Here is a 22,957-nt window from a genome sequence, read left to right on the forward strand (position 1 = left end):
CTTCTCCGCACAACGGGTCTACAGTTAAACCTGCCTTTTACCGCAGCTGACGAGAAACCATGCAACAGACTCACCCTACCGCCCCTTTTGTTAGCGCCCGTCTGCTGATGCGCCCGCCCGTCGCCGACGATCTAGCTCGCTTTTACGCCATTTTTGGCGATCCCGACACGCAACGTTTTAATCCGGCAGGCCCCATTGCCAGCGAGGCGCAGGCGCAGCAGGCGTTGGCTGAACGGATCGAAAATTGGCAGCATCACGGCTACGGCTCTTGGGCTATTGCGCGGCTTGAGCGACCGGAATGGGTCATCGGTTTTGGTGGGATATCCTGGCGGCCGCTGGGCGCGCAGCGCACGGTGAATCTGGGTTATCGTTTTGATACGCAGGTTTGGGGCGGTGGGTTAGCCACAGAACTGGCACAGGCCTCACTCGAATTTGGTTTCGAACATCTACGGCTGGCAGAAATCTCTGCGATCGTGCGTGAAAAAAACCTGGCCTCACGCCGCGTGCTGGAAAAAGCAGGTTTACGTTTGGTCGATACCCTGGATGACGTGCCTGGCGATACGCCAAGCCTGGTTTTCAGTATCACAAGCCGTGAATATCAGGGTCGCTAAGCCGGTGGTTCATCGTTGATTTTCGCCAAAACCCGGCGATAGGACTTCACTTTTTGACGCTTCTTCAGCCAGGTCGTGGTGGAGACGATAAAAATCAGCCCTGACATCGTCAAGACCCCCATCGGATGACCGTAAAACACCATCATGGCGAAGTAAATGGCAGAGACAATTGCTACCCATTTCGCCGTATTCCCCACCGCGTTCTTTTCCTGACTTAAACGGCGGAGATGCTCTTCTTCACTGATTCCCATACACGCTCCTTTTCGGCTGAATGCTCCATTATATGCGGCCAGAGTGCTGATATTTCAATCGATTAAAGGGTAAAGAAGCGTAAAGTTCAGCGGGTATAGTCAGAGCGATGATGCAAATAACGCCCCGGCAGATGCTCCCCGGGTAAGGCGGTGCCTTCATTGCGGCCAAACAGCCGGTAGCGGTTGCTGGCCACCAGGTTATAAAACGCATCCGCCAGCCGAGGGGGGAGAAAACGCGCCAGCGCCAGTAACCGAAATGGCCAACCAAGCTGGCGCATTGCCTGAAAAAAAGCAGCCGATCTTAGCCAGTACTGCCCTTGTTCAAGATACACAATGGAGTCAATACGGTCGGTCGGTAAGCCCAACCCGCCTAAGATGGCTTGCCCTTCCGCAGATTGCACCGTAGCCAGCAGGATCTTGCCCTGACGATCCGCACGGATCAAAAATCTCACCAGTCCGTGGCACAGGTTGCATTCGCCATCGAATAACAACACCCGATCATCAGGTTGGAGATAAGGGGGGAGCGTTAATAGATTCATCCTGCCTCCTGAGGAAAACCTCCTCAGACTACCCTGCATTCCCCCTCAGAGCTAGCCGGTCCGTTTAAGGCGCGAGGGGCACGGGTGGCGTATCTGGCAAGGCAACGACAGAAACACGGACTTCATAATGTTTGGCGCTACTTGCCGGGATCACCGCAGTGAGCTTATTGATGGTTTCGGTTGGGTTATCGCTGGCGGACGTCGCGCAGAACAGTTCCCCTCCGTGACAGAACCCCGGTTTAGGCATATGTCCGCCCGGGAACGGGGGTAAGCGGAAACCTTGTTCTGCCAGCGGTGGGGCATTTTTCTCTGCCGGTGCCGGAGCGGAAAGCGCGCTAACGCTGAACAGCGTCACAGCAGCCAAAAAAGGCAGTGTCAGTACGTTAATTGCATTTTTCATGTCATGTGTCCTCATTTGCCGGGATTGGGCTTAACCTACCCCGCCCCCGGCCAATGAGAAAGCCGCTTTTCACGACCTTTTCACCCCGATGATCTTTGCTTACATCCCGCCGCTAACGTGATGAAAATTTAAGGATTATGTAAAGAATCATCGGTTTTTCTTTCTCGCGGGATTACTTGCCTTTGGTCAGCGTGCTGTAGCTGGTCATCAGGTTGCGGTAATCAGGAATATGGTTGGAGAACAAGGCCCCCAGCCCTTCCACATCATTGCGCCAGTCGCGGTGCAGTTCACAGGCGACGCCGAACCAGGTCATCAGCTGCGCACCTTCGGCTTCCATGCGGCTCCACGCCGATTGACGCGTCAGTTCGTTGAAGGTGCCGGACGCATCGGTAACCACAAACACCTCAAAACCTTCGCTGAGGGCGGACAGCGCCGGGAAAGCTACGCAGACTTCGGTGACGACACCGGCGATGATCAGCTGCTTACGGCCGGTGGCTTTCACTGCGTTGACGAAATCCTCGTTATCCCAGGCATTAATCTGGCCAGGGCGCGGAATAAAGGGGGCATCGGGGAATTGAGCCTTTAGCTCAGGCACCAGCGGGCCGTTAGGGCCATCTTCGAAACTGGTGGTCAGAATGGTTGGCAGGTTGAAATACTTCGCTAAATCACCCAGCGCCAGTACGTTATTTTTAAAACGATCGGGATCGATATCGCGTACAAGAGAAAGCAGCCCTGCCTGATGATCCACCAGCAAAACGACGGCCTGATCCTTATCGAGGCGTTTGTAGTTTGCAGTCATGGTTTACTCCTTTTGGGATTGATTATCGCGGTTAAAAGTTGCCTTTGACCGAGAGGCCAAAGCGCAGAGGTTACCTAAGTGTAGAACCCGATCCGGAGATCACTTTCCGGATCAGTTCTGAGATGCTTATTGCGGGCTGGCGTCATGTTCTGCCGTCATGCTGCCAAACTTGCCACCGTTGAAGTCACGGAAAGCCTGCTGGATCTCCGCGTCGCTGTTCATCACGAACGGGCCATAACCTACGATAGGCTCGTCGATTGGCTCGCCACTCAATACCAGCAAAGCAACATCGTTATTGGCTTCGATAGTGATCGTATCGCCCGCACGATCAAACCTGACCATTTGGGTTTCACGTACCACTTCCTCGCCGTTAACGTGAACAGCACCGTGCAATATCACCAGCGCCAGCGTATGGCCTTCTTTCACCGTCAACGTGGTGGTATGGCCTGCATTTAACTTCATGTCCCAAACGTTGAGCGGGCTGAAGGTGCGTACCGGGCCGTCGTGACCGTCAAAGTTGCCGGCAATTACGCGAATTTGCCCTGCGCCATCCGCCAGCGGAACGACCGGAATATCGGCATTCAGCAGCGTCTGGTAACCCGGCTCGGCCATTTTGTCTTTGGCTGGCAGGTTCACCCACAGCTGCACCATTTCCATGGTGCCGCCATTGCGCGAGAAATTCCGTGAATGGAATTCTTCGTGCAAGATGCCCGAAGCAGCGGTCATCCACTGAACATCGCCGGGGCCAATCACCCCGCCGCTACCGGTAGAATCACGGTGCTCCACTTCCCCTTGGTACACGATGGTGACCGTTTCAAACCCGCGATGCGGATGTTGACCGACGCCACGCGTGCCGGAAGCGGAACGGAACTTGGTGGGCGCTGCATGATCCAACAGCAGGAACGGGCTCATTTCCGCCCCCAGATCGTTATAGGAGAACAGCGAATTCACCAGGAAACCGTTGCCGACCCAGTGGGCTTCAGGGCTGTTGTAAATACCGAGGATTTTTTTCATATTGAACTCCTGTTTCAGGTCTCACGACCTTACGTTGATGCCAGAAGTTTAATCCAGCCCCCTTTGCTGCAGTAGTCGTCAAGATGTACACTCAGCGTTCTATATATAGGACGATAAGGACAGGCGATGTTCACCGATTTAAACGATCTGTTTTATTTCGCCAGCGTGGTCGATCATCAGGGGTTCGCCCCCGCCAGCCGCGCGCTGGGCATACCGAAGTCAAAATTGAGCCGCCGCGTAGCATTACTGGAAGAACGCTTAAACGTGCGCCTTATTCAACGCTCAACGCGGCGTTTTTCTGTCACCGACGTGGGCCTGAATTACTACACGCACTGCAAGGCGATGCTGGTTGAAGCCGATGCAGCGCAACAGGCTATTGAACAAACCCGCGCTGAGCCATGCGGCACCGTGCGCATGTCTTGCCCGGTAGCCATCCTGCATACCCGGGTCGGCAGCATGGTCGCGGCTTTTATGGCCGATTACCCGAAAGTCACTGTGCACCTAGAGGCCACCAACCGCCGGGTTGACGTGGTCGGTGAAGGATTGGATCTGGCGATTCGTGTGCGGCCGCCACCGTTGGAAGACAGCGATCTGGTGCTGAAAATTTTGGCACAGCGAACCTGGTGTATCGCCGCCAGCCCTGCGCTGGTGAGAACCCTTGGCCCAGTACAACGACCGGAGGAATTGCGTAAATACCCCACGCTGGATCTCGGGCCGGCACGTGCACAGCACCTGTGGCAGTTGACCGGGCCCGACGGTGAAAAAATGGAATGGGAGCATAGGCCACGGCTGGTCACCGACGACATGCTGATGCTGCGAACCGCCGCAATTGCAGGGGCCGGGATTGTACAGCTGCCGTCAATGATGATGCGCGACGACATGTTGCGTGGCGAACTGGTACAGCTGTTGCCCGGTTGGCAGCCCCAGGGCGGCGTGGTGCATGCGGTCTTCCCATCACGCCGCGGACTGCTACCGGCGGTGCGGCTGCTGCTCGATTATCTGGCGCAGCAGTTCGCCACCCTCGAAGAAGAGTGATCAGGCCGTAATTTCTATGGCATTACCATCAGGGTCGCGGATGACTGCCTCGTAAAATCCATCACCGGTCTGGCGCGGTGCTGCCAGCAGGATCCCCTCTTGCTGCGCGCGCTGCGCCAACCGATCGACCAGGCCTTCGTCGCCGACCGACAGAGCTATATGCGCCCAACCCACACGCTCATTAGCCTGTTCCGCCGGCAATAATTCTGGCAGGCCCATAATTTCCAGCGTCGGACCGGTGGCCAGGCGAACAAAGCGGGACACAAATCCCGGGCGGTTGCGGCTAACATACAGCTCCCCGGCATCGCCGTTGAAATAACGCTGCCAAAATGCCACTTGTGCATCAATATCGCGGGTCCACAGTGCAACATGGGCTATTTGCATTTCACTCTCCCGTAATTGAAGGGTTGTACACGACTTTGCCGCCGCTGTGAGTCACTTGCTGCTCAAGCTGCGGATGTCGACCGGGCGGCGTGACCAAATAATCAACCCGGCTGGCGGCCAGAAAAGGATAAGGGGCGTAGGTATTGAGTTTGTCGTCGGTGCACAACACCGCCACGTTGCCAGAACGCGTCAACAAACGTTTCTTAAACTGGGCATCCTGATAGTTCATCGCCGAAAAACCGCTGGTGGGGTCATAGGCACAGATGCCGGTAAACGCCAGATCGAAATGGAAACCGTCAATGTCCTGCACCGCTTTGGCGTCCACACAACCGCCAATATCCGCGTCCAGTTCACCGCCAATCAAAATAGTGCGGATCCCCGGTTGCTCCAGCATTTTACTGGCGATACTCAGTGCATTGGTCACCACGGTCAGCCGTTGGTCACACGGCAACAGCTCAGCCAGATAAAGGTGGGTGCTGCCGGCATCCAGGAAAATAACCTGCCCTTCTTTGATCAGCTCAAGCGCAGCCAGCGCCAATGCCTGTTTCTCATTACTGCTCAAACGTAGCCGCGCGCTTATAGGCCCGGTTGCTGGCGTGGGGGCCAGCGCGCCGCCATAAATGCGTTTGCACAAGTTTTGCGCCGCCAACTGGCGTAGATCGCGTCGAATGGTCGCTTCAGTCGTATTCAGGCGTTCCGCCATGTCAACGGCCAGCACGCGCCCCTGTTGCTGTAATGCAGTGAGGATAACCTCATGGCGTTGATTGGGTAACAGCTTGGACATTCTGTCTCTCGATGGCAAATAAGCGATCATAAATGTACACAAACGTACAAAAACGTACAAATGTTTTATGTCTTGCATCGACGTGTCAGGACTAAGCTAGACTGAGGTTCTACGTCACAGATAAAGGAATATTGATGACTTCTGCCGTGCTTTATACGCTGTTCCCCGCCGCAGCTACCCTTGTTGGTGCCGCCGTAGCGCTTTATCACCGCCCTGGCGATGCGACCATGCGCATCATTCATCACTTTACCGCCGGTATTGTGTTTGCCGCCGCGGCGACCGAAATCCTGCCTGATCTCAAGCAACAATCACCCTGGGCGGTTCTGCTCGGGGGCAGCGTTGGCGTGTTGCTGATGCTGTTGGTCAGGCGCTTGGGGGAACGTGCTCAGGGGCCGGTTGGCTTTGTGGCCGCGGTCGGCATAGATATATTTATTGATGGCTTGGTTTTGGGGATCGCCTTTGCCGCCGGTGCAAAAGCCGGTTTGTTATTGACCCTGGCGCTCACGCTGGAAGTGTTATTTCTGGGATTATCGATCGTCGGGGACCTGCGTGATTTCCTCGGCAAACGGATAAGAGCCATGTTGGCAGTCGCCGGTCTGGCACTGTTGCTCCCCATCGGCGGGATGTTGGGTGCCCCCATTGCCACTCTGGGTGCCTTTTGGCTAACGGCATTTCTGGCCTTCGGCCTAATTGCCTTGCTCTATTTGGTCACGGAAGAACTGCTGGTCGAAGCACATGAAGTGGGTAAAGACACGCCGCTGACTACCGCTATGTTCTTTGCCGGTTTTTTATTGTTGTTACTGCTGGAAGAAGGGATGGGATGACTGCGCAATAATTTCATAGGGCAGAACAACTCACCTCGAACGATTTGGCTATACTGAGGCAAGCAACGTTACCGCAGAACGTAACGGCTTGGGCGCGAAGGAAAAAGATGCTGTCAAAAATTGCGAAGTGGCTATTTCAATTACCGGGCAGGCTGTTCGGAGGGGTTTTCAAGAATCGCCTGACAATATTTATCTTCTTTATGCTGATAGCTGCCGGGCTCTTCAGCGCTAAACGCTATCTGCGTGCGCATCAAAACGACGATGAGTTTATCAGCATTACCGCCACTGATTACAATCGGGCTATCCAGCGTGAATTGCCACTGCGAGAGGCGCGCGAGCAATGCGGTGGCCCGCTGCATGACAATGCGGGGCAGCCCTGGCCACCGTCAGCCGGTTACTTGCATCAACCGGAACACAAAACCACTGGCCGCTTGCAGCAACTGACGTTGGACAACCAAAACAACGATTTTGCCGTGCTGGTCAAACTGGAAACCCCCGGGGAACCACAACAACTGGCCGAGGTATTTATTCCCGCCGCAGGCAGCTTCAATATCAAAACCAATCCGGCCGGTGAATATGTGATGAAAATCAGAAATATCAAAAGCGGCTGTAACTTCCGCTCCAAGCCCTTCACCCTCAGCAGCCATCAAGACTGGCGCCTGCCGTTAAATACGCAAACGGGCGGCAGCGTGAAGCTGCAGCCCATCAGCGATCGTGAGTTTTAACCGAGGTACTTATTTCTTCACGGGATGATCGCGGCGGAACAACTCCCAGCTTTCAATTTCCTGGCCGTTAGGCAGGGTACAGGTGGAATACTGGCCATTGGCATTTTGCTTGGCGTTTAATTTCCCACCTATCTCTGTGCAATACACGTCTGCCGGGTTCGCCATACCGATAGGTTTCATCTGCGGCGGCGGTGGCGCGTCGTTGGATTTCATCGTGCACCCCTGTAGCATCGCCATCCCAGCCAGCAGGGAGACCATTAGCATTTTTTTCATTTCTTCTCTTACCACTCCCGGCCCCAGTCAAACAGCAGTTAGCCCGTTTACACTATGGCGGGAAGAATTGGAAACGGCGGCAGCCTAGGCATACCGCCGTTTATGCCATCAGGAAATAAAGGACGCGCCCTGCTTCAGAACCAGATCACAGGCTTTCTGTTTCACTTTTTCGGTGATTTGCGACGTTCCCAGGCTGTTCAGATCCAGGCTCTTGCCTTCGCCTGTTTTCAGCAAACCGCCCAGCCCTTGCTGGTAGTCCTGGCTTTTGGCATTTTCAGTGCTGCTGATACCCAGCTTGCTCAGCAGTTGGTTTTTCACTGCCTCGGTTCCATTGGCTGACAATACGTTATTTTTCACACAGTACTGCAAAATACCGGCGGCGTTAGTCATGCTGCTGGAACTCAAGGCTTTATCGCCACCGTTCAACAGACCGGTCAATGAAGACAGCGAAGTGCCGCCCGTGCTGCCACCTGATTTGCTTAGCTCACCGGCTGCGCTGCTGAGAGAATCCATCAGCCCGGCAGCCTGAGCCGCCCCGCAAGCCATAGTCGTGGTCAATGTCAGCGCCAACAGTAAACGATGCTTGGTATTCATGGGGTAAAACTCCTGTTTATCTCGCCATCCCTTCGTCTTTCCCGTTTTCTCTGGGGTTCGGGAAATCTGCTGGGCATATCATGTGCAATAAGCGCAATGCGCCGGATCACCTCTTCGGACGCCACCTCCCGCGACAAGTTCCTTTTATCTGGCAATGCCGCGGTTTTTTCAGAATTCAGGTAATTTTCTGGTGGGAGAATGTACAAACAGGATGATAGAGAACGGCAGACCGAATGGCCCGCCGGTAATCAGAACTGCCAACGCAGCCAAGCGAAAAACACGTTGCCGTTATTGTAGGTACCAGGGATATAGGTCGCCTGGAAGGTCAATCGTTTATAACCGATAGACGCCAGCGGCAAAGGAGCCGGGATCGGAATGTATTTCCAGTTGTCACGCGCAGTGACACTGGCCGTAAAGCCCAGACCCAGACGGAAATCCTTGTCATCGAGTGGACGCCAGATCTTCTCATAAGCGTAACCACCGATCGGTTCCCACTTATTGAACGAATCCTTAAACACCATCATATAGAGGCCGTGCCAGTCACCGTCGCTATCATAACGCGAGATACCATAGCCACCGCCCCAAGGCCGCTCGTTGTACGAGTCGATTTTTTCTTGGCTGTAGGTCAAACGGTTGTGCCAGGTGATGGCCGGCAGATAGATATCTTTATTGGGTGAGTTGTTCCAGGTCTCTGCCACGTTATCCGTGAAGCGCTGCCATAACCCCGGTTTTTCAGCCTGCGCAGCGTTGCTATTTTCTGCACCAACCTCAGCGTAAGAAGGTAGTGCAGAAAATATCAACGACATTGAGCAAGCTAACATTGTCCGTTTAAAAAACATCATAAACTCCTGTAAAAAATAAGGCCGGCGATTCTTACCGATCGCCACATCAAGATCAAGCTGTATCTTATTTACCCAACCTGTTTCTTACCCCTCGTTTTCCTTTGGTTAAGTTTAGTTGCCGCAAATGACAAAAGCCCGGCGTTGCGATTCGGGTCGCACAGGCTACTGCGCGCCCAAGGCAGCGTCTGTCGGAATATTCCGCAATAGCGGCGATTCGCAGGAGCGACAGACAGCACACCAGCATGCGAGATAACTTCTTTTCTACGCTGAGCGTAGCAAAATGTTTACTGGCACCCGGCAACCGAATGTAACAGCGATCACGTTTTTGGTTGCTGCCGAAGCCCCGCCTTACAGGCGATCCAACCCCGATGAGGCTTTGCCTGCGCAATGGCAGTGTAAATGTCCAGTTACATACCACAGTAGAGAATGGCCGAACCCATAATTTTCAGGTTACAACTGGCGACGTAACCCGCAGGTAAAGTACCGGACGTTCATCTCCCCCTGCATGATCTGGCTAGAGAAGCCGGATTTTACATCTCTATTACATTCAATGAAAAATACCATCCGCAATATCCACACTCTTTATAGTGAATGTTCACCGCGTAAACCCGCGAATACAATCGACCGATCCCCCATACCTCTGCACCAACTTGAACAAGCCGACAGTTTAAATAATTGTTAAAGCTGATGAGCGCCCTCGGTTTGAAACGGGTGACGCATTATTTCACTGTTCGCCACACAACATCGCCAGCAATATTTTTTGCTGCTCTCTGCCTGATAAAAGAAAGATAAAAAATCCGGAGAAACACATGAAAATCACTATTGGAGCTTTCATCCTGCAACAGCTCCGCACCCTGAACATCGATCGTATTTATGGCGTGCCCGGCGACTATAATCTGGCGCTGCTGGAATTGATCGAGCAGGATAGTCATCTTGAGTTTGTCGGTAACTGTAATGAATTGAATGCGTCCTACGCGGCCGACGGTTATGCGCGGCTAAAAGGCGCAGGAGCACTGATCACTACCTACGGCGTCGGCGATCTGGCCGCGCTGTCCGGCATTGCCGGCGCTTACGCCGAATCTGCACCGGTAGTTTGCCTGTCCGGTACACCGCCACTGCACGCGATGAAAAACCATCTGCTGTTGCACCATACGCTGGCGGACGGTAATTTTGATAACGTCATGAACTGCTTTAAACAATTTACCGTTGCCCAAGCGCTCATCACGCCTGAAAATGCCGCAGTGGAAATTCCTCGCGTTATTTCCCGCGCCTGGACGGAAAAGAAACCGGTTTATTTGCAATTGCCTTCTGATATTTGTGATGTAGAAATTGAAATCGCTCAGGCCGTCACCGCGCCGCAATTACCCCCAAGCGACAAATATAATGTGCAGTTGGCCGCTATGGCGCTGTTGGCACGGATAAAACTCGCGAAAAAACCGATTATTCTGGTCGACCAAATGGTAGACCGTTTCCAGTTACAGCAATTAGTGATCGACGTCGCTCATAAATTCGCGATTCCACTGACCAATATGCCAACGGCAAAATGCATCATTCCTGAAACCACGCCAGGTTGGATGGGCGGGTATAGCGGTAATTTGTCGCGCCCTGAGCTGTATGAACACATGGCGCATGCCGACTGCGTATTGAGCTTCGGCGTGCGTCTGGTAGATTCCACGACCGGCTATTTCTCGCATCGGATCCCGTCCGACGCGCAAATTGATATTCAGCCGTTTTCGCTGAATCTGGGCAACACCTCCTACCCGGCGGTCGCTGCGGCAGACCTGTTGCAGGCATTGCTGGCACTGGGTGAAAACGTGGCAAACCACCACCCGGCACCGTTGCCTGAAGCACGCCATCGGTTGGCTACACCGAGCGAAACGCCGATCGACCAGGCTTATTTATGGCAACGTATACAGCGTTTTATTCGAGCCGATGACGTGGTTGTGGTCGAGAATGGGACTTCGGGTGCCGCGATTGGTGGCATGCGTATGCCGGACGGCGTCCAAGTGGTCAATCAGCCGATCTGGGGATCGATCGGGTACACACTGCCGGCACTGTTGGGTACCATGATGGCCGCACCGGATCGGCGGCACCTGTTGTTTATCGGTGACGGTTCTTTCCAACTCACCGCTCAGGAAGTTTCCACCCTGCTGCGCTACGATCAAAAGCCGATTATCTTCCTGATCAATAACGACGGTTACACCATCGAACGCTACATTCTGGGGGAAAACTCGTCGTATAACGACATCGGGCCGTGGGACTACGCCAAACTGCCAGCGGTACTCAACACCCAAGCAACGCCGTTCAGCGTGTCAGTTGAAACCACCCAACAGTTGGAATTAGCGTTGGAGCACGCCTCACGGCAAGATCGGTTGGCGTTTATCGAAGTGAAGGTGCCCATGATGGACACCCCGCCCGTGATGAAAGAATTCTGCAACCGCTGCAATAACTTTAACTTCGGCCTGACCAATCCACGCCGCGCATAACGGCGCCCAGCCCGCCGTTGCTCAGGTAACGGCGGGCTTTCCCAGTGCTTGCACAACCTGCCGCTGCAACGTCTGCAGCAGCGGCTGTTGCCGCTTGGCCCCCAGACGCAATGCATGTGCTACCGCCGGTAATGGCAGCATGTGATCAAAGGCCGTTTCAATCTGTACTCGCCGATCGATAGACTGCTGGCTGAGTAACCCAACCCCCATTCCTGCAGAGATGGCAGCCAGCATCCCCGCCACCGATGGGCACTCCACCGACACCTTATAAGCTATCCCCGCGGCCCTTAGGCGCTCTTCAGCCAATCGACGGTAAAAACAATCCGGCCCGTAACTGACCAGCTTCAGGTTATCTCCTGGCTGATAACGCCAGCCGGGTGGCACACACCAATGAATAGGTTCCGTCGCCAACACGATATCTTCTGCACTCAGTGCATCACAAAACTGCTGATGCAGTACCAGGTCTAACGTCCCATGATCCAGCGCGTTTCGCAGCACATGACTTTGCTCAATCACCAACTGTATATCAACCTGCGGATGCTCATGAGTAAATGCCGCCAACAAGGCCGCCAACTGGGGCAACGACATCTGTTCTGTGGCACCAAAACGCACCGTCCCCTGCAATAAAGAAGGGGAAAAATGCGCCAACGCCCGATCGTGAGCATGCAAAATTTGCCGCCCATGCGACAACAGCGCCTCGCCATCCACAGTCGCGGTCAAGATACTGCCCTGACGATCGACCAGAGTCCGGCCCAACTGCTCTTCCAGCCGTTTGATTTTCCAGCTCACCGCCGACTGGCTGAGATTTAGCTGTTGTGACGCACGCGTCATGCTGCCGGTGTCAATAACACTTTGCAGTGCCCGCAATGCATCAATAGATAAGCGCTGGTTCATAGGCCTGATCATGACAAAAATTGGATTTAACTACCATAACTTGTCATTAGCGTCATGGAAAGACGATGGGTATGGTTTATGTACAAGGCCAAAACGGGAGGAGCTTCATGAATGGCTTAGCATCTTTGCTTAATCAGCAGGTTATCATCAATGGTCATCGTATTGCTGCCGGCGTACATGGCGTGGGTGAACCTTTGGTACTGGTGCATGGCACCCCTGCCCACTCGATAATCTGGCGGGATCTGCTGCCCCGATTGACATCGGCAGGCTTCAACGTCCATATCTACGATTTGCTGGGCTACGGTGCCTCGGAACGTCCATTGTCAGCAGATACCTCAATTGCCGCACAAGCGGAATTACTGATCGGCCTATTGGACCATTGGCAACTGGCGTCCACCCACGTGTTTGGCCACGATATTGGCGGTGCATTGTCGCTACGCGCAGCTTTTAGTCACGCCGAGCGTTTTCGCTCGCTGAGCATTGCGGATATTTGCAGCTATGACTCCTGGCCTTCGCCTAGCTGGCGCGGCATCCGTGATAACTATCGTCAGTATGCCGTCTTGGACGCATCGCAACATGCGCAAATCCTAACGCGACAGCTGGAAATGGCAGTGTTCAATAAATCCCAGATGACGGGAACGCTATTACAACAGTATCTGGCGCCGATCGTCGGCGTGGTCGGCCAACCCGCATTTTATCAACATCAAATCGCCCATTACGACGCCCGCTATACTGATGATTTCGCACTGCGTTTGCCGGAACTACGTTTGCCGGTGCAAATTCTGTGGGGGGAAAACGACGAATGGCAGCCGGTCAGTTACGCTTACCGTTTACAAGGCGACATTCCCGGAGCCAGGCTGCAGGTAATCCCGCAGGCGGGGCATTTTCTCATGGAGGATGCACCGGAAACCGTAGCTCAACAGCTGGTCGCATTTATTCATTCACTTTAAACCGGGCGAATAGGCTCAGGAGTACATGATGCAATTGATAGGCATGCTGGATTCACCCTACGTGCGCCGGGTCGCCATTTGTTTAAAATTATTGGGGATCGCGTTTGAGCATCATGCCATTTCAGTCTTTAGCGGCTTCGATCGGTTTAAAGCCATTAACCCGGTAGTGAAAGCCCCGACGCTGGTGCTGGCCGACGATCAAATCCTGATGGATTCTTCCTTGATCCTGGAATACGCCTCAAGCATCGCCCCCACAGGGAAGATCTTGCTGCCGACCCAGGGTGCAGAGCGTCTACGTGCCCTACAGCTCAACGGCTTGGCACTGGCGGCCTGCGAAAAAACGGTGCAAATCGTTTATGAACAGCAACTTCGCCCGCAAGAAAAACAGCACCAGCCTTGGCTGGATCGTATTCAGAACCAACTGCTGGCCGCCTATGCCGAACTCGAAAAGCAGTTGCCACAGGCCGCAATGCCTGGCTGGATGGGCAGCGCAGAGGTCAGCGTGGCTGTTGCCTGGAGCTTCACCCAACTCATGCTGCCCGGGCAGATAAGCGCCGAGCAACACCCTGCATTGGCGGCATTTTCCGCCAATGCAGAAAAACACCCGGCATTTGTCAGTACTCCGCAGGTTTAACCCGCTGAAGCGCGCGTCATGCAGCGCTGATGCCGCTCATCCACCCGCTTGGCGAACCAGGCGGTGGTCAACTTACGGGTGATTTTCGGGCTTTCCAGTTGAATACCCGGCAGCATTTCCCGCGGTAATTTCTTGCCCGTGCTTTTCTCCGCCAAGGCATAGACCCGCTCATACAGGTCAGTGTCAGAAAACTCGAACCTATCGCCCTTTTCCAGCGCCCGACGAATCGCCGAATCACTCATATTCAGCCGTTTGCCGAGGGTGCGCACTGCCAGCTCAGTGGTGCCGGGTTTATCCGTACCGTAGTTGATCAAATCGCCATCCAACGCCAACGGAATGCCCGTCGTTCGGCTGACTGCACTCTGGAACGCCGCGTTGCGGCTGGCGTACCAACCGGCATTGAAGTCGGCGAAGCGGTAAATCGGCTGACTGTAGTTAGCGGGGTAGCCCAGCAAATGGGCGATACCAAAATACATGCCACCACGGCGGCTGAACACTTCACGGCGAAGGGTACCGTCAATCGGATACGGGTAGCCTTTGGCATGCGCTTCGGCGAAGGCAACGCTCACCTGCATCGGCCCAGCGGTATGTACCGGATTCAGGTTACCAAACAGCGTTTGGCCCATCGGCACCGAATTGATCATGTCATCAAAAATATCGCTAAGATCTTTCTCGGTACGTACCTTATCCAGACGTTCGCTATAGCTCTTACCGTTCGGTGATTTGATCAACAAAGCGGTATGCACCAGGAAATTCGGAATATGCAGCTGATCAGCACGGCGGTCGATCTCTTTCCAGGCAATTTTTGGTAGCCCCGGTACCGGCGGATTTGCCTGGAAGGTCGACTCCTGCTCGGTGACCGCCAGAACCGAACATAGGTTTTGAACGCTAGGTTCAATGCCCTGCGCAGCAAAAGCGGCAGTGATGTCGGTGGCCCACCCTTGACGATCGGCCGTATTGGCCGGCATCAGCCTTACCAGTTGGGCTTTAACGTCTTCCGGGCGTTGTACCGGTGTCGTTGTCGTAGTCTTAGTGGTACAACCGACCAGCACCATCAGCGCAGCCAGGCTCAATGGACGCAAAGTCATCGGGTTGATAAAACGGCGAATAAGCATCTTTTCCCTGATCGTTTTAGCATAAACTGCACTGACGTTAGCCCAGCGGAGGGCCGTGATCCAGTTTAAATATGCCCTCGGCTATCAGAACCAGGCTATGACAGGACATTAATCGTAAAGGAATAGCGTAATGATTGAACTCATAGACATGAGCCAACAGGACTTCGAGCGTTATCGCGTTCATGGGATCGAAGAATATGCCCAGGATTTGGCGCGTTCGTTGTCGTTGAGCCAGGAGCAAGCCCGAATAGAGGCCACAACATCCTACAACGATGCGCTCCCCAATGGGTTGGCAACACCACACCATCGACTGGTTTGCGCTCGCTTAAGTGGGTCAACGGAAAAGATAGCCATCGTCTGGTACAGCATTAAACAACGCACCTTCGGCAGGCAGCTGTTTGTCTACGATTTTGAAGTGGATACTGCCTGGCGGGGCAAAGGCTATGGTGAGAAAATCCTTAGCGCAGTGTTGAATGCCGGACGAGCTGCCGGTGCAGAATATGCCGAGCTGGCAGTTTTCGACGACAATCCGACGGCGGCCCGTCTGTATACTCGGCTCGGCTTTAAGGCCGTCAACACACGAATGCATCGTAAACTCTAAATCACGCCTTTGATGATATCAGGCATGTTCAAAGCCCCCATAAACATGTATTTTATATGCAACATATAAAATCATTTTATTCGCCCACCCTGTGCGGCAATACAGAACCTGAGGAGAGATGCATGACCGAGCTGCTGCGTTATAAAACCCTGCCGGAATGGAACAGCACCACGCTGCCAGAGAGTTTCCAACAAAAGCACAACACCCAAAGTGGCACCTGGGCCAAACTCACCCTGCTGAGCGGCACACTGACCTTCGCGCTCATGACCGAAGAGGGCGAAACCACCGAAACCTGGCAGTTTAGCCCCGAAAGCCAACCGCCGTTTATCGAACCGCAGCAATGGCATCGCATCGTTTCATTTTCCGATGACATGACCTGCCAACTGGCGTTCTATTGTTCGCCTGAAGATTACTACCACAAGAAGCATCAACTGACGCGCACCCATTCCGAAGTGATTGAGGCCGCGCAACGTATCGCGCCCGGTAAAACGCTGGATCTAGGCTGTGGCGGCGGACGCAACTCGCTCTACCTCAACCTGAAAGGCTTCGATGTCACTGCCTGGGATAAACACGCTCCCTCTATTGATAATCTCAACGCCATTATCGACAGCGAAGGCCTGTCACATATTCGCGCCAGCGTGCAAGATCTCAATACACACGGCTTCAGCGGTGAGTACGACTTTATTCTTTCCACCGTGGTATTGATGTTCCTCAACCCGGCGCAGATCCCCGCACTGGTGAAAAACATGCAGGACAGCACTGTCAGTGGCGGTTACAACCTGATCGTCGCGGCGATGGATACCCCAGACTACCCTTGCACTCTGCCCTTCCCGTTCACCTTTAAGCCAGGTGAATTGAACAATTATTACGCTGGCTGGGACGTGCTTAAATACAACGAAGACGTTGGCCAACTGCACAAAACTGATGCTGCCGGCAACCGTATTTCTTTGCGTTTCGCCACGCTACTGGCACGCAAGCCCTAACATTCCTGTACTCCCCGTCCAACGGGCTCGTGCCTGCCTGCGCCGAAATGCGGCAAACAACATGAAGTTTATTACGTTGCCAACCCGTGGCTGCGGCGTTAGGATCGCGCCCGGCTACGGGTGTAGCCAGTGTAATGAGTTGTCAGTTCCGCGCATGGAGAGGTAATTGTGTTAGAAAGTTTTGGCGTCCTGAATCTTTGGACCTATCTGGTCGGGGTGATTTTCATCATCATTTTGCCAGGCCCGAATACGCTGTACGTTTTAAAAACCGGTGTTACACGTGGCGTACGCGCTGGCTATACCGCCGCTCTGGGCGTGTTTATTGGCGATGCTATCCTGATTTTTTGCGCCTATATTGGCGTGGCCTCACTGATCCGCACGACGCCGTTTCTGTTTACGCTGGTGCGATTTCTCGGTGCGATTTACCTGTTGTTCCTGGGTGCAAAAATTCTCTATGCCACCTTTATCCAGAAAAATGCGGAGCAACATCCCCAGGTTGAAGGCGGCCATAGCATCCTGCGTAAATCACTGACGCTCAGTCTGACCAACCCGAAGGCGATCCTGTTTTATGTTTCGTTCTTCGTGCAATTCATCGACTTTGACTATGCCCACACCGGCCTGTCGTTCACCATTTTGGCGTTGATCCTCGAATCGGTCAGTTTTATTTACATGACTACGCTGATCTTCAGCGGCGCCATGCTGGCACACTTCTTTAATCACAAGAAAGGTCTGGCAAAACTGGGTAACGGTCTGATTGGTCTGTTGTTCCTGGGTTTCGCTACCCGCCTGGCAACCCTCAGTTCCTAGCCTCGCTCACAACGGCTGACTTGCTCAGCCGTTAGCCCTCCCCCGTTATGTCACGCAGGACAAACCGATTGTCAGGCAGACCAAAGTCGATCTTCTCAACCTGCTGTAGACTTTCAAGGTTAACGATTTACCCAAAATAATTGGCGTGGTATCAGGGCAGCCCGCGCGCAAATCCCGATGCGCTTACACCAGTCGGTGATTCGGATGAGTGCAGCCAACGCAGGTATCGCGTCAAGAATTAAGGGTACGACCTTTTTTGTCTGACAGGAGGGCGTATGCCTGACAATACCCTAGCAGTGATGGACAACGTTTCACGTTTTCTCGATCGTCATCATGGGCTGTATATCGACGGCCAGTGGTGTGAATCCAGCGCCGAAGGTCGGTTGGCAGTGTATAACCCCGCCGATGGGCAACAAATTTCCTCCACCGCAGACGCCAACGCGCAGGACGTCGCACGCGCCGTCCAATCGGCCCACAACGCGTTTACCTCTGGTGTCTGGGCGCAACGCTTACCCGCAGAGCGCGAACGCATATTATTGCGCTATGCCGATCTGGTTGAGCAACACACTGAAGAGCTGGCACAGCTGGAAACGCTGGAACAAGGCAAGTCGATCAATATTGCCCGTATGTTCGAGGTTGGCTGTACGCTGAACTGGATGCGTTACACCGCCGGGCTGACCACGAAAATCACCGGCCAGACACTTGATGTGTCAATCCCGATGCCGCCGGGCGCCAAATATCAGGTGTATACCCGTAAAGAACCGATTGGCGTGGTCGCCGGTATTGTGCCGTGGAACTTCCCACTGATGATCGCCATGTGGAAAGTGATGCCAGCGCTGGCCGCAGGTTGTTCTATCGTCATCAAACCGTCGGAAACCACCCCGCTTACCGTACTGCGCATGGCAGAACTGGCAACCGAAGCCGGTATCCCACCAGGCGTATTCAACGTGGTGACCGGTAAAGGCAGCGGTTGTGGCAAAGCGCTGACAGAACACCCGCTGATCGCCAAAGTGAGCTTCACCGGTTCCACTCCCGTTGGCAAAGGGATCGCACGTGCCGCGGCGGATCGTCTGACACGCGTGACCCTCGAACTCGGCGGCAAAAACCCGGCTATCGTGCTGAAAGATGCCGATCCACAACAGGTCATCGAAGGCCTGATGGCTGGCAGCTTCCTCAATCAGGGCCAGGTGTGCGCCGCCAGTTCGCGAATTTATATTGAAGCGCCGATCTATGACACTCTGGTCGCTGGGTTCGAGCAGGCGGTGAAATCACTGTCCGTTGGGCCGGGAATGGATGCCAGTGCGCAGATCAACCCGTTGGTCTCCAGCGATCACCGCAATAAAGTGGCCGCGTATCTGGATGACGCCAGATCCAAACATGCGGAGCTGATCAGCGGCGCATCCGGGCCAGACTCACAGGGGTTCTATATCCCCCCTACGCTGGTGATTAACCCGGATGACAAGCTGAACCTGACGCGCGAAGAAGTCTTTGGCCCGGTGGTCAATTTGATCCGCGTCGCGGACGCCGAAGAAGCCTTGCAAAAGGCCAACGATACCGACTACGGCTTGACTGCCAGCCTGTGGACCACCAGCCTGCAATCGACCATGGCTTATACGCCGCGTATTCAGGCCGGTACGGTTTGGGTCAACACCCATACGTTGATCGACGCCAATATGCCTTTCGGTGGGTTCAAACAGTCGGGCAGTGGGCGTGATTTTGGCCCGGATTGGCTGGATGCCTATACCGAATCCAAATCAGTGTGTATTCGTTACTGATCGTGCCCCAAAGCATCAGTAGCCCATTTTATGAGGCTACTGATGCTGTTTGCGGTATTCGCTCGGCGAGACGCCAAAACGGCTTTTGAAGGCAGTAGAGAAGTGGCTGTGATCGGTAAAACCCCAGTCATAACCGACAGTCGCCAGCTTTTGTCGTTCCGGTGCACGGCGCAAGGCCTGTGCGCACAGATCCAGACGGCGGTGCTTGATATATTGCGCCACCACCAACCCCTGGCGGGAAAACATCCGATACAAACTGCGTACCGATACGCCCAATTCACTGGCAATCCATTCCGGCCGCAACTGCGGCGATTGAATATGCGTATCGATAAACGCCAGCGTTCGGGTGAAGCTGCGAGGGTGGCTATCAACCTCAACCTCGCGATCAACCAACGCCGGGCGTAACAGCGTCGCGACGGCGCTCAGTATCGCTTCACTCTCTGGGGCGCTCATCAGCGGGTCCTGCATACAACCCAGCACCAGTTGCCGGCTAAGTCGCACTACGCTGCTTTGCGCGTCGAGACGCCGCGCACACTGCACATCGGCCCCGTGCGCCGAGGGTTCGAAATAACTGCGTGGCATCAATAACGAAATTTGGCGGGAATCTTGTTGAAAGGTAAAGCTGCTGGTACGTGAAGCGTCGATCAAGGTAACGTCGCCGGCGGACAGTACCGCCTGCCGCTCCCCCTGCTCCATCAATGAACTGCCACGCAGTTGAAAGACGGTGAAAAAGTGCGAACCGTCGCTGCGGGAAATCTCTTGAGGGGTACGATACAAGCGGGTGTGAGCGGCATCAACCACACTCAGACGTAGCGCATGGGCGCGGAACTCTTGCATCGCACCGCTAAACCCTGGCCCCAGCGTCTTGGCGCAAAACCGGCCGCAGGCGGAGTTGATTTTCGCCAGCCACTCCTCAAAGCCAACTTCCCTGCTCTGGGCGGAAATTGTCATGGCTTTCCCCTTCAAACATCAGCGATAAACGCTGTCGAACCGCAAGCGGCATTGAACAGAAAACCAACATAACAATCCGATAACATACAATCAATGCCGTGACCGGGATCTGGCGCAGGGATCACACATTGCTCCCACCACACGGGCACAGTCATCAAATTGACACCCAGCCGTCATGTAACCATCACATGACTCGCCAAATACAGAGCTCAGTTTGCTGACAGCCACCTTCACACCATGGGTATTCCTAATGAAATTATTACAAAAATCTGCGCTGGCACTGTGTTTGTTCACGGCTGCCGCCCTGCCTGCGTTCAGCGTTTATGCCGCCGAAGATGCACAACCCTTCACAACCTCACAGCAGGTTGATCTGACCCAGATCCTGCTGCCACCTCCGGCCAATGACTCCGTGCAAACCAAACGGGAACTGCAAGAAGTCGTGGATATGCAGCAGAAACGGACGCCGGACATGGCCACGCAGGCCAAGGCAGATGCGGAAGAGAATGTGTGGGTATACAGCAATGTGATGGGGCCGAAATTCAATGCCCAGGCGCTGCCGGTACTGAGTGCTTTCTTTGATCGCGTTGTCGCGACAGAAGCCGCCGTGGTTGATCCCGCCAAAGACTTCTGGAAACGCCCGCGCCCACACATGCTGGACAGCCGCATTGAACCGATCGTAAAACGCTCTACCTCCGGCTCCTGGCCTTCCGGTCACACCACGCTGGGCACGTTGATGGGCATTACGCTGGCCAATATGGTGCCGGAAAAGCGCGCCGAGATCATGGCACGCGCCTGGCAATACGGCGACAACCGCGTGGTTGCCGGTATTCACTATCCGTCGGATATTGAAATGGGTCGGATCGCCGGCAGCGTCATCAGCCAGCAGATCTCACACCAACAAGATTTCCAGCAGCAATACCAGCAGGCCCGCGAAGAACTGCGTCACGCATTGGGCCTGCCTGCCGCAAAATAATGCTTAAGGCTGGGTATCCAGCAAATAGCGAACGACGGCCGCGTACTCTTGTGCGTAGCCGTCGATGCTTTGACTCGACATACCGGCATTGTCGATCTTGTACTTACCGGAAACGTAAAATGATGGCGTTGCGCGTACATCCAGCGCTTTTACTGCTTCATTCTGCTTGGCAATCATGCCTTTCACCAGTAGGCTGTGGCGCGCATTCTCATAAGCCGCTGCGTCAACACCGGCGGCGGCAAACACCCGCTGAATATCCTCTTCACTGTTGATGGCACGTTTCTTTTGCAGCGCGTCAAACAGCATTCCTTCAATTTTATCCTCAATGCCCATCACCATCGCCACCGACCAGGCCTCGGTCAGTTCATTGCCTAATTTCCCCATCAGGCCAACGTGATACTTGGTCAGTTTGGTGCCCTCAGGCAACGCCTGGCTAACGGTGCTACCCACGTGGTAGGTATCAGCAAACTGGTAGCAAGGGCCGCAATAGAAGGAGAAGAATTCCACGACAGCCGGCGCAGAGGCCACCGGCTTATCCAGACGAGTATATTGTTCGCCTGCACGATAATCCGCCGCGGCAGCCAGGGTCGGAAGTAACAGCACCAGTAATGAACCGGCGATCAATCGATTAATTTTAGCCAACATACCTACTCCATTTTAGATGAGATCATTGTCCCTAACGCCGGTGTTTATAATCAAATTGTCGGCTTAAGGCCAGGCTTTATTACCTTATATTTATGTGGGATTGATGCACATCAAAGCCATAGCCTGGCCTGTCAGTGGCATTCTCCAGCCCAGGAACTATGCTTGAAAGAGGGCGCGAATTGCCGCTGGCGTGCCTGAGTCGAGGTAAAAATGACAGTAATTAATAAAGGTATTGGCGAATATGACTTCACCGCAGAGAAGAGGGACGGTGTGATCACCGGAACCATCAGCGGCGAATTCCCAGACAGCGATGCCAGCCTCCCACTGTTGCCTTTCACCGGTACCTTTTCGGCTACATCGGTCGCAGAAGCCATTGACGATATTACCCGGCAATTCCCTGATATAGAGCCAGCGATTATCGATTTATTACGAGATGAAATGCTCAGCGCCGGATATTAACTCGCGTTATCTCAATGACCGATATCCTCCCGATTAGAATAATCTTACTTACAGAACCTTTTCGGTTTCCCTACCTTTTCCCTATTGCTTGCACCCTTAGCAGAAGATGATACTAACGACCTCAATCTAAAGTTAAGAGGTTATATTATGCGTCGTATTCTGATGTTCATCAGTGCGCTGACTATTAGCGCCATGCTTTCCGGCTGTATATTCCCGCCACCAGGTGGCGGCGGTGGCGGTGGGCGCGGTGGCCCAGGCGGACCGGGGCATTATTTTAACGGGCCACGTTAAATAACGTTCATATCCCTGGCGCGTGACTTGAATATAAATTTAAGCCTGTAGGTCATCATAATGAAAAAAACACGCCTTATTATTTCATCCGCATTGCTATTAACCTGTGTATCGGTTTTTGCTGCGCCGCCTGCCAATGAATTTAACGGCAAGCCAGTGGTTCATCAGAATAATAAAAAACCTCATGACAATAAAGTACAGCCAAAATCACACCACAATAAAAAACCACTCAGGAAACCGGATAAGAAAGCGTCAGAAAAACGGGTTCAAGCGTTCCACCACGCGCGCAACGATTAATGTCAGTGATTAGGTCAGTCA

Annotated in this window: 29 protein-coding genes; 15 read left to right on the forward strand and 14 right to left on the reverse strand. The window is 53.9% G+C overall.

Annotated elements, in window-relative coordinates:
• The first annotated feature begins 59 nt into the window (after window positions 1-59).
• A complete protein-coding gene (locus JOE25_RS15745) occupies window positions 60-611 on the forward strand; it encodes a GNAT family N-acetyltransferase (protein WP_209636665.1) in 552 nt (183 codons plus the stop codon).
• Here JOE25_RS15745 and JOE25_RS15750 read toward each other — a convergent pair.
• From JOE25_RS15750 to JOE25_RS15770, 5 genes are all read right to left on the reverse strand, one after another.
• A complete protein-coding gene (locus JOE25_RS15750) occupies window positions 608-862 on the reverse strand; it encodes an ABC transporter ATP-binding protein (RefSeq protein WP_209636667.1) in 255 nt (84 codons plus the stop codon). The two genes, JOE25_RS15745 and JOE25_RS15750, sit on opposite strands and share 4 nt — an antisense overlap.
• 86 nt (window positions 863-948) lie before the next feature.
• Entirely contained in the window at window positions 949-1,401 is a 453-nt protein-coding gene (locus tag JOE25_RS15755) for a DCC1-like thiol-disulfide oxidoreductase family protein (RefSeq protein ID WP_209636669.1), read from the reverse strand.
• A gap of 64 nt (window positions 1,402-1,465) precedes the next feature.
• Window positions 1,466-1,801 (reverse strand): hypothetical protein, encoded by a 336-nt coding sequence (locus JOE25_RS15760; protein WP_209636671.1) that lies wholly within the window; start codon window positions 1,799-1,801, stop codon window positions 1,466-1,468.
• Between the two features lie 172 nt (window positions 1,802-1,973).
• Window positions 1,974-2,600 (reverse strand): isochorismate family cysteine hydrolase YcaC, encoded by a 627-nt coding sequence (gene ycaC / locus JOE25_RS15765; RefSeq protein ID WP_209636673.1) that lies wholly within the window; start codon window positions 2,598-2,600, stop codon window positions 1,974-1,976.
• Window positions 2,601-2,726: 126 nt separating this feature from the next.
• The gene (locus JOE25_RS15770) at window positions 2,727-3,614 is read right to left on the reverse strand and encodes a pirin family protein (RefSeq protein ID WP_209636675.1); all 888 of its coding nucleotides are present in this window, start codon (window positions 3,612-3,614) and stop codon (window positions 2,727-2,729) included.
• Window positions 3,615-3,740: 126 nt separating this feature from the next.
• On the opposite strand from JOE25_RS15770, the gene JOE25_RS15775 reads away from it, so the two are divergent.
• Entirely contained in the window at window positions 3,741-4,649 is a 909-nt protein-coding gene (locus JOE25_RS15775) for a LysR family transcriptional regulator (protein WP_209636677.1), read from the forward strand.
• On the opposite strand, the gene JOE25_RS15780 is transcribed toward JOE25_RS15775, so the two are convergent.
• Entirely contained in the window at window positions 4,650-5,033 is a 384-nt protein-coding gene (locus JOE25_RS15780) for a VOC family protein (RefSeq protein WP_209636679.1), read from the reverse strand.
• 1 nt (window position 5,034) lies between these two features.
• The gene (locus JOE25_RS15785) at window positions 5,035-5,817 is read right to left on the reverse strand and encodes a DeoR/GlpR family DNA-binding transcription regulator (RefSeq protein ID WP_209636681.1); all 783 of its coding nucleotides are present in this window, start codon (window positions 5,815-5,817) and stop codon (window positions 5,035-5,037) included.
• 134 nt (window positions 5,818-5,951) lie between these two features.
• Here JOE25_RS15785 and JOE25_RS15790 point away from each other — a divergent pair, with 134 nt between their 5' ends.
• Together JOE25_RS15790 and JOE25_RS15795 are read left to right on the forward strand one after the other, a co-directional pair.
• Window positions 5,952-6,641, forward strand: a complete 690-nt coding sequence (locus tag JOE25_RS15790) for a transporter (protein ID WP_209636683.1) — start codon at window positions 5,952-5,954, stop codon at window positions 6,639-6,641.
• Window positions 6,642-6,748: 107 nt separating this feature from the next.
• A complete protein-coding gene (locus JOE25_RS15795; protein WP_209636685.1) occupies window positions 6,749-7,366 on the forward strand; it encodes a hypothetical protein in 618 nt (205 codons plus the stop codon).
• Window positions 7,367-7,375: 9 nt separating this feature from the next.
• Here JOE25_RS15795 and JOE25_RS15800 read toward each other — a convergent pair whose 3' ends face one another.
• The 3 genes from JOE25_RS15800 to pagP form a co-directional block, all read right to left on the reverse strand.
• A complete protein-coding gene (locus JOE25_RS15800; RefSeq protein ID WP_209636687.1) occupies window positions 7,376-7,639 on the reverse strand; it encodes a DUF333 domain-containing protein in 264 nt (87 codons plus the stop codon).
• Window positions 7,640-7,747: 108 nt separating this feature from the next.
• Window positions 7,748-8,233, reverse strand: a complete 486-nt coding sequence (locus JOE25_RS15805; RefSeq protein ID WP_209636689.1) for a DUF2501 domain-containing protein — start codon at window positions 8,231-8,233, stop codon at window positions 7,748-7,750.
• 248 nt (window positions 8,234-8,481) lie between these two features.
• Window positions 8,482-9,075, reverse strand: a complete 594-nt coding sequence (gene pagP / locus JOE25_RS15810) for a lipid IV(A) palmitoyltransferase PagP (RefSeq protein ID WP_209636691.1) — start codon at window positions 9,073-9,075, stop codon at window positions 8,482-8,484.
• Window positions 9,076-9,884: 809 nt separating this feature from the next.
• On the opposite strand from pagP, the gene JOE25_RS15815 reads away from it, so the two are divergent.
• On the forward strand, window positions 9,885-11,561 hold the full coding sequence (locus JOE25_RS15815; RefSeq protein ID WP_209636693.1) for a thiamine pyrophosphate-binding protein: 1,677 nt from the start codon (window positions 9,885-9,887) through the stop codon (window positions 11,559-11,561).
• A gap of 21 nt (window positions 11,562-11,582) precedes the next feature.
• Here JOE25_RS15815 and JOE25_RS15820 read toward each other — a convergent pair whose 3' ends face one another.
• Entirely contained in the window at window positions 11,583-12,455 is an 873-nt protein-coding gene (locus JOE25_RS15820) for a LysR family transcriptional regulator (RefSeq protein WP_245209926.1), read from the reverse strand.
• A gap of 107 nt (window positions 12,456-12,562) precedes the next feature.
• Here JOE25_RS15820 and JOE25_RS15825 point away from each other — a divergent pair, with 107 nt between their 5' ends.
• Both JOE25_RS15825 and JOE25_RS15830 read left to right on the forward strand, forming a co-directional pair.
• Entirely contained in the window at window positions 12,563-13,405 is an 843-nt protein-coding gene (locus JOE25_RS15825; RefSeq protein ID WP_209636695.1) for an alpha/beta hydrolase, read from the forward strand.
• A 28-nt stretch (window positions 13,406-13,433) separates the two neighbouring features.
• Window positions 13,434-14,039 carry a glutathione S-transferase gene (locus JOE25_RS15830; RefSeq protein ID WP_209636922.1) on the forward strand — a complete coding sequence of 202 codons (606 nt, stop codon included), beginning with the start codon at window positions 13,434-13,436 and terminating at the stop codon, window positions 14,037-14,039.
• Here the strand turns inward: JOE25_RS15830 and JOE25_RS15835 are convergent.
• Entirely contained in the window at window positions 14,036-15,154 is a 1,119-nt protein-coding gene (locus JOE25_RS15835; RefSeq protein ID WP_209636697.1) for a DUF1615 domain-containing protein, read from the reverse strand. The genes JOE25_RS15830 and JOE25_RS15835 overlap by 4 nt on opposite strands.
• A 130-nt stretch (window positions 15,155-15,284) precedes the next feature.
• Here JOE25_RS15835 and JOE25_RS15840 point away from each other — a divergent pair, with 130 nt between their 5' ends.
• The 4 genes from JOE25_RS15840 (at window position 15,285) to JOE25_RS15855 (ending at window position 19,320) form a co-directional block, all read left to right on the forward strand.
• The gene (locus JOE25_RS15840; RefSeq protein ID WP_209636699.1) at window positions 15,285-15,755 is read left to right on the forward strand and encodes a GNAT family N-acetyltransferase; all 471 of its coding nucleotides are present in this window, start codon (window positions 15,285-15,287) and stop codon (window positions 15,753-15,755) included.
• A gap of 122 nt (window positions 15,756-15,877) precedes the next feature.
• The gene (tehB, locus tag JOE25_RS15845; RefSeq protein WP_209636701.1) at window positions 15,878-16,738 is read left to right on the forward strand and encodes an SAM-dependent methyltransferase TehB; all 861 of its coding nucleotides are present in this window, start codon (window positions 15,878-15,880) and stop codon (window positions 16,736-16,738) included.
• Between the two features lie 168 nt (window positions 16,739-16,906).
• A complete protein-coding gene (gene leuE / locus JOE25_RS15850; RefSeq protein ID WP_209636703.1) occupies window positions 16,907-17,545 on the forward strand; it encodes a leucine efflux protein LeuE in 639 nt (212 codons plus the stop codon).
• Window positions 17,546-17,820: 275 nt separating this feature from the next.
• Window positions 17,821-19,320, forward strand: a complete 1,500-nt coding sequence (locus JOE25_RS15855; protein WP_209636706.1) for an aldehyde dehydrogenase family protein — start codon at window positions 17,821-17,823, stop codon at window positions 19,318-19,320.
• 36 nt (window positions 19,321-19,356) lie between these two features.
• Here the strand turns inward: JOE25_RS15855 and feaR are convergent, their stop codons facing one another.
• Window positions 19,357-20,271: a transcriptional regulator FeaR gene (gene feaR / locus JOE25_RS15860; RefSeq protein ID WP_209636708.1), complete on the reverse strand. Its 915-nt coding sequence runs from the start codon at window positions 20,269-20,271 to the stop codon at window positions 19,357-19,359.
• Window positions 20,272-20,521: 250 nt separating this feature from the next.
• Between feaR and JOE25_RS15865 the strand changes: the two genes are divergently transcribed.
• Window positions 20,522-21,244, forward strand: a complete 723-nt coding sequence (locus JOE25_RS15865) for a phosphatase PAP2 family protein (RefSeq protein ID WP_209636710.1) — start codon at window positions 20,522-20,524, stop codon at window positions 21,242-21,244.
• 3 nt (window positions 21,245-21,247) lie between these two features.
• Here JOE25_RS15865 and JOE25_RS15870 read toward each other — a convergent pair whose 3' ends face one another.
• Complete coding sequence (locus tag JOE25_RS15870) at window positions 21,248-21,889, reverse strand: DsbA family protein (RefSeq protein ID WP_209636712.1); 642 nt, start codon at window positions 21,887-21,889, stop codon at window positions 21,248-21,250.
• A 210-nt stretch (window positions 21,890-22,099) separates the two neighbouring features.
• Here JOE25_RS15870 and JOE25_RS15875 point away from each other — a divergent pair, with 210 nt between their 5' ends.
• The 3 genes from JOE25_RS15875 to JOE25_RS15885 all read left to right on the forward strand — a co-directional run bounded on the left by JOE25_RS15875 (window position 22,100) and on the right by JOE25_RS15885 (window position 22,936).
• The gene (locus tag JOE25_RS15875; RefSeq protein WP_209636714.1) at window positions 22,100-22,348 is read left to right on the forward strand and encodes a hypothetical protein; all 249 of its coding nucleotides are present in this window, start codon (window positions 22,100-22,102) and stop codon (window positions 22,346-22,348) included.
• 147 nt (window positions 22,349-22,495) lie between these two features.
• Entirely contained in the window at window positions 22,496-22,639 is a 144-nt protein-coding gene (locus JOE25_RS15880) for a hypothetical protein (protein ID WP_209636716.1), read from the forward strand.
• Window positions 22,640-22,699: 60 nt separating this feature from the next.
• Entirely contained in the window at window positions 22,700-22,936 is a 237-nt protein-coding gene (locus tag JOE25_RS15885; protein ID WP_209636718.1) for a hypothetical protein, read from the forward strand.
• The last annotated feature ends 21 nt before the right edge of the window (window positions 22,937-22,957 follow it).

Origin of the sequence: Serratia sp. PL17 (assembly GCF_017832355.1) — a bacterium.
Classification (GTDB): domain Bacteria; phylum Pseudomonadota; class Gammaproteobacteria; order Enterobacterales; family Enterobacteriaceae; genus Serratia.

What these genes read in the sequence shown, in the direction of transcription:
- JOE25_RS15745 (WP_209636665.1), top strand. Translation starts at nt 60, where the DNA reads ATGCAACAGACTCACCCTACCGCCCCTTTTGTTAGCGCCCGTCTGCTG.
- JOE25_RS15750 (WP_209636667.1), bottom strand. Translation starts at nt 862, where the DNA reads ATGGGAATCAGTGAAGAAGAGCATCTCCGCCGTTTAAGTCAGGAAAAG.
- JOE25_RS15755 (WP_209636669.1), bottom strand. Translation starts at nt 1,401, where the DNA reads ATGAATCTATTAACGCTCCCCCCTTATCTCCAACCTGATGATCGGGTG.
- JOE25_RS15760 (WP_209636671.1), bottom strand. Translation starts at nt 1,801, where the DNA reads ATGAAAAATGCAATTAACGTACTGACACTGCCTTTTTTGGCTGCTGTG.
- ycaC (WP_209636673.1), bottom strand. Translation starts at nt 2,600, where the DNA reads ATGACTGCAAACTACAAACGCCTCGATAAGGATCAGGCCGTCGTTTTG.
- JOE25_RS15770 (WP_209636675.1), bottom strand. Translation starts at nt 3,614, where the DNA reads ATGAAAAAAATCCTCGGTATTTACAACAGCCCTGAAGCCCACTGGGTC.
- JOE25_RS15775 (WP_209636677.1), top strand. Translation starts at nt 3,741, where the DNA reads ATGTTCACCGATTTAAACGATCTGTTTTATTTCGCCAGCGTGGTCGAT.
- JOE25_RS15780 (WP_209636679.1), bottom strand. Translation starts at nt 5,033, where the DNA reads ATGCAAATAGCCCATGTTGCACTGTGGACCCGCGATATTGATGCACAA.
- JOE25_RS15785 (WP_209636681.1), bottom strand. Translation starts at nt 5,817, where the DNA reads ATGTCCAAGCTGTTACCCAATCAACGCCATGAGGTTATCCTCACTGCA.
- JOE25_RS15790 (WP_209636683.1), top strand. Translation starts at nt 5,952, where the DNA reads ATGACTTCTGCCGTGCTTTATACGCTGTTCCCCGCCGCAGCTACCCTT.
- JOE25_RS15795 (WP_209636685.1), top strand. Translation starts at nt 6,749, where the DNA reads ATGCTGTCAAAAATTGCGAAGTGGCTATTTCAATTACCGGGCAGGCTG.
- JOE25_RS15800 (WP_209636687.1), bottom strand. Translation starts at nt 7,639, where the DNA reads ATGAAAAAAATGCTAATGGTCTCCCTGCTGGCTGGGATGGCGATGCTA.
- JOE25_RS15805 (WP_209636689.1), bottom strand. Translation starts at nt 8,233, where the DNA reads ATGAATACCAAGCATCGTTTACTGTTGGCGCTGACATTGACCACGACT.
- pagP (WP_209636691.1), bottom strand. Translation starts at nt 9,075, where the DNA reads ATGATGTTTTTTAAACGGACAATGTTAGCTTGCTCAATGTCGTTGATA.
- JOE25_RS15815 (WP_209636693.1), top strand. Translation starts at nt 9,885, where the DNA reads ATGAAAATCACTATTGGAGCTTTCATCCTGCAACAGCTCCGCACCCTG.
- JOE25_RS15820 (WP_245209926.1), bottom strand. Translation starts at nt 12,455, where the DNA reads ATGAACCAGCGCTTATCTATTGATGCATTGCGGGCACTGCAAAGTGTT.
- JOE25_RS15825 (WP_209636695.1), top strand. Translation starts at nt 12,563, where the DNA reads ATGAATGGCTTAGCATCTTTGCTTAATCAGCAGGTTATCATCAATGGT.
- JOE25_RS15830 (WP_209636922.1), top strand. Translation starts at nt 13,434, where the DNA reads ATGCAATTGATAGGCATGCTGGATTCACCCTACGTGCGCCGGGTCGCC.
- JOE25_RS15835 (WP_209636697.1), bottom strand. Translation starts at nt 15,154, where the DNA reads ATGCTTATTCGCCGTTTTATCAACCCGATGACTTTGCGTCCATTGAGC.
- JOE25_RS15840 (WP_209636699.1), top strand. Translation starts at nt 15,285, where the DNA reads ATGATTGAACTCATAGACATGAGCCAACAGGACTTCGAGCGTTATCGC.
- tehB (WP_209636701.1), top strand. Translation starts at nt 15,878, where the DNA reads ATGACCGAGCTGCTGCGTTATAAAACCCTGCCGGAATGGAACAGCACC.
- JOE25_RS15855 (WP_209636706.1), top strand. Translation starts at nt 17,821, where the DNA reads ATGCCTGACAATACCCTAGCAGTGATGGACAACGTTTCACGTTTTCTC.
- feaR (WP_209636708.1), bottom strand. Translation starts at nt 20,271, where the DNA reads ATGACAATTTCCGCCCAGAGCAGGGAAGTTGGCTTTGAGGAGTGGCTG.
- JOE25_RS15865 (WP_209636710.1), top strand. Translation starts at nt 20,522, where the DNA reads ATGAAATTATTACAAAAATCTGCGCTGGCACTGTGTTTGTTCACGGCT.
- JOE25_RS15870 (WP_209636712.1), bottom strand. Translation starts at nt 21,889, where the DNA reads ATGTTGGCTAAAATTAATCGATTGATCGCCGGTTCATTACTGGTGCTG.
- JOE25_RS15875 (WP_209636714.1), top strand. Translation starts at nt 22,100, where the DNA reads ATGACAGTAATTAATAAAGGTATTGGCGAATATGACTTCACCGCAGAG.
- JOE25_RS15880 (WP_209636716.1), top strand. Translation starts at nt 22,496, where the DNA reads ATGCGTCGTATTCTGATGTTCATCAGTGCGCTGACTATTAGCGCCATG.
- JOE25_RS15885 (WP_209636718.1), top strand. Translation starts at nt 22,700, where the DNA reads ATGAAAAAAACACGCCTTATTATTTCATCCGCATTGCTATTAACCTGT.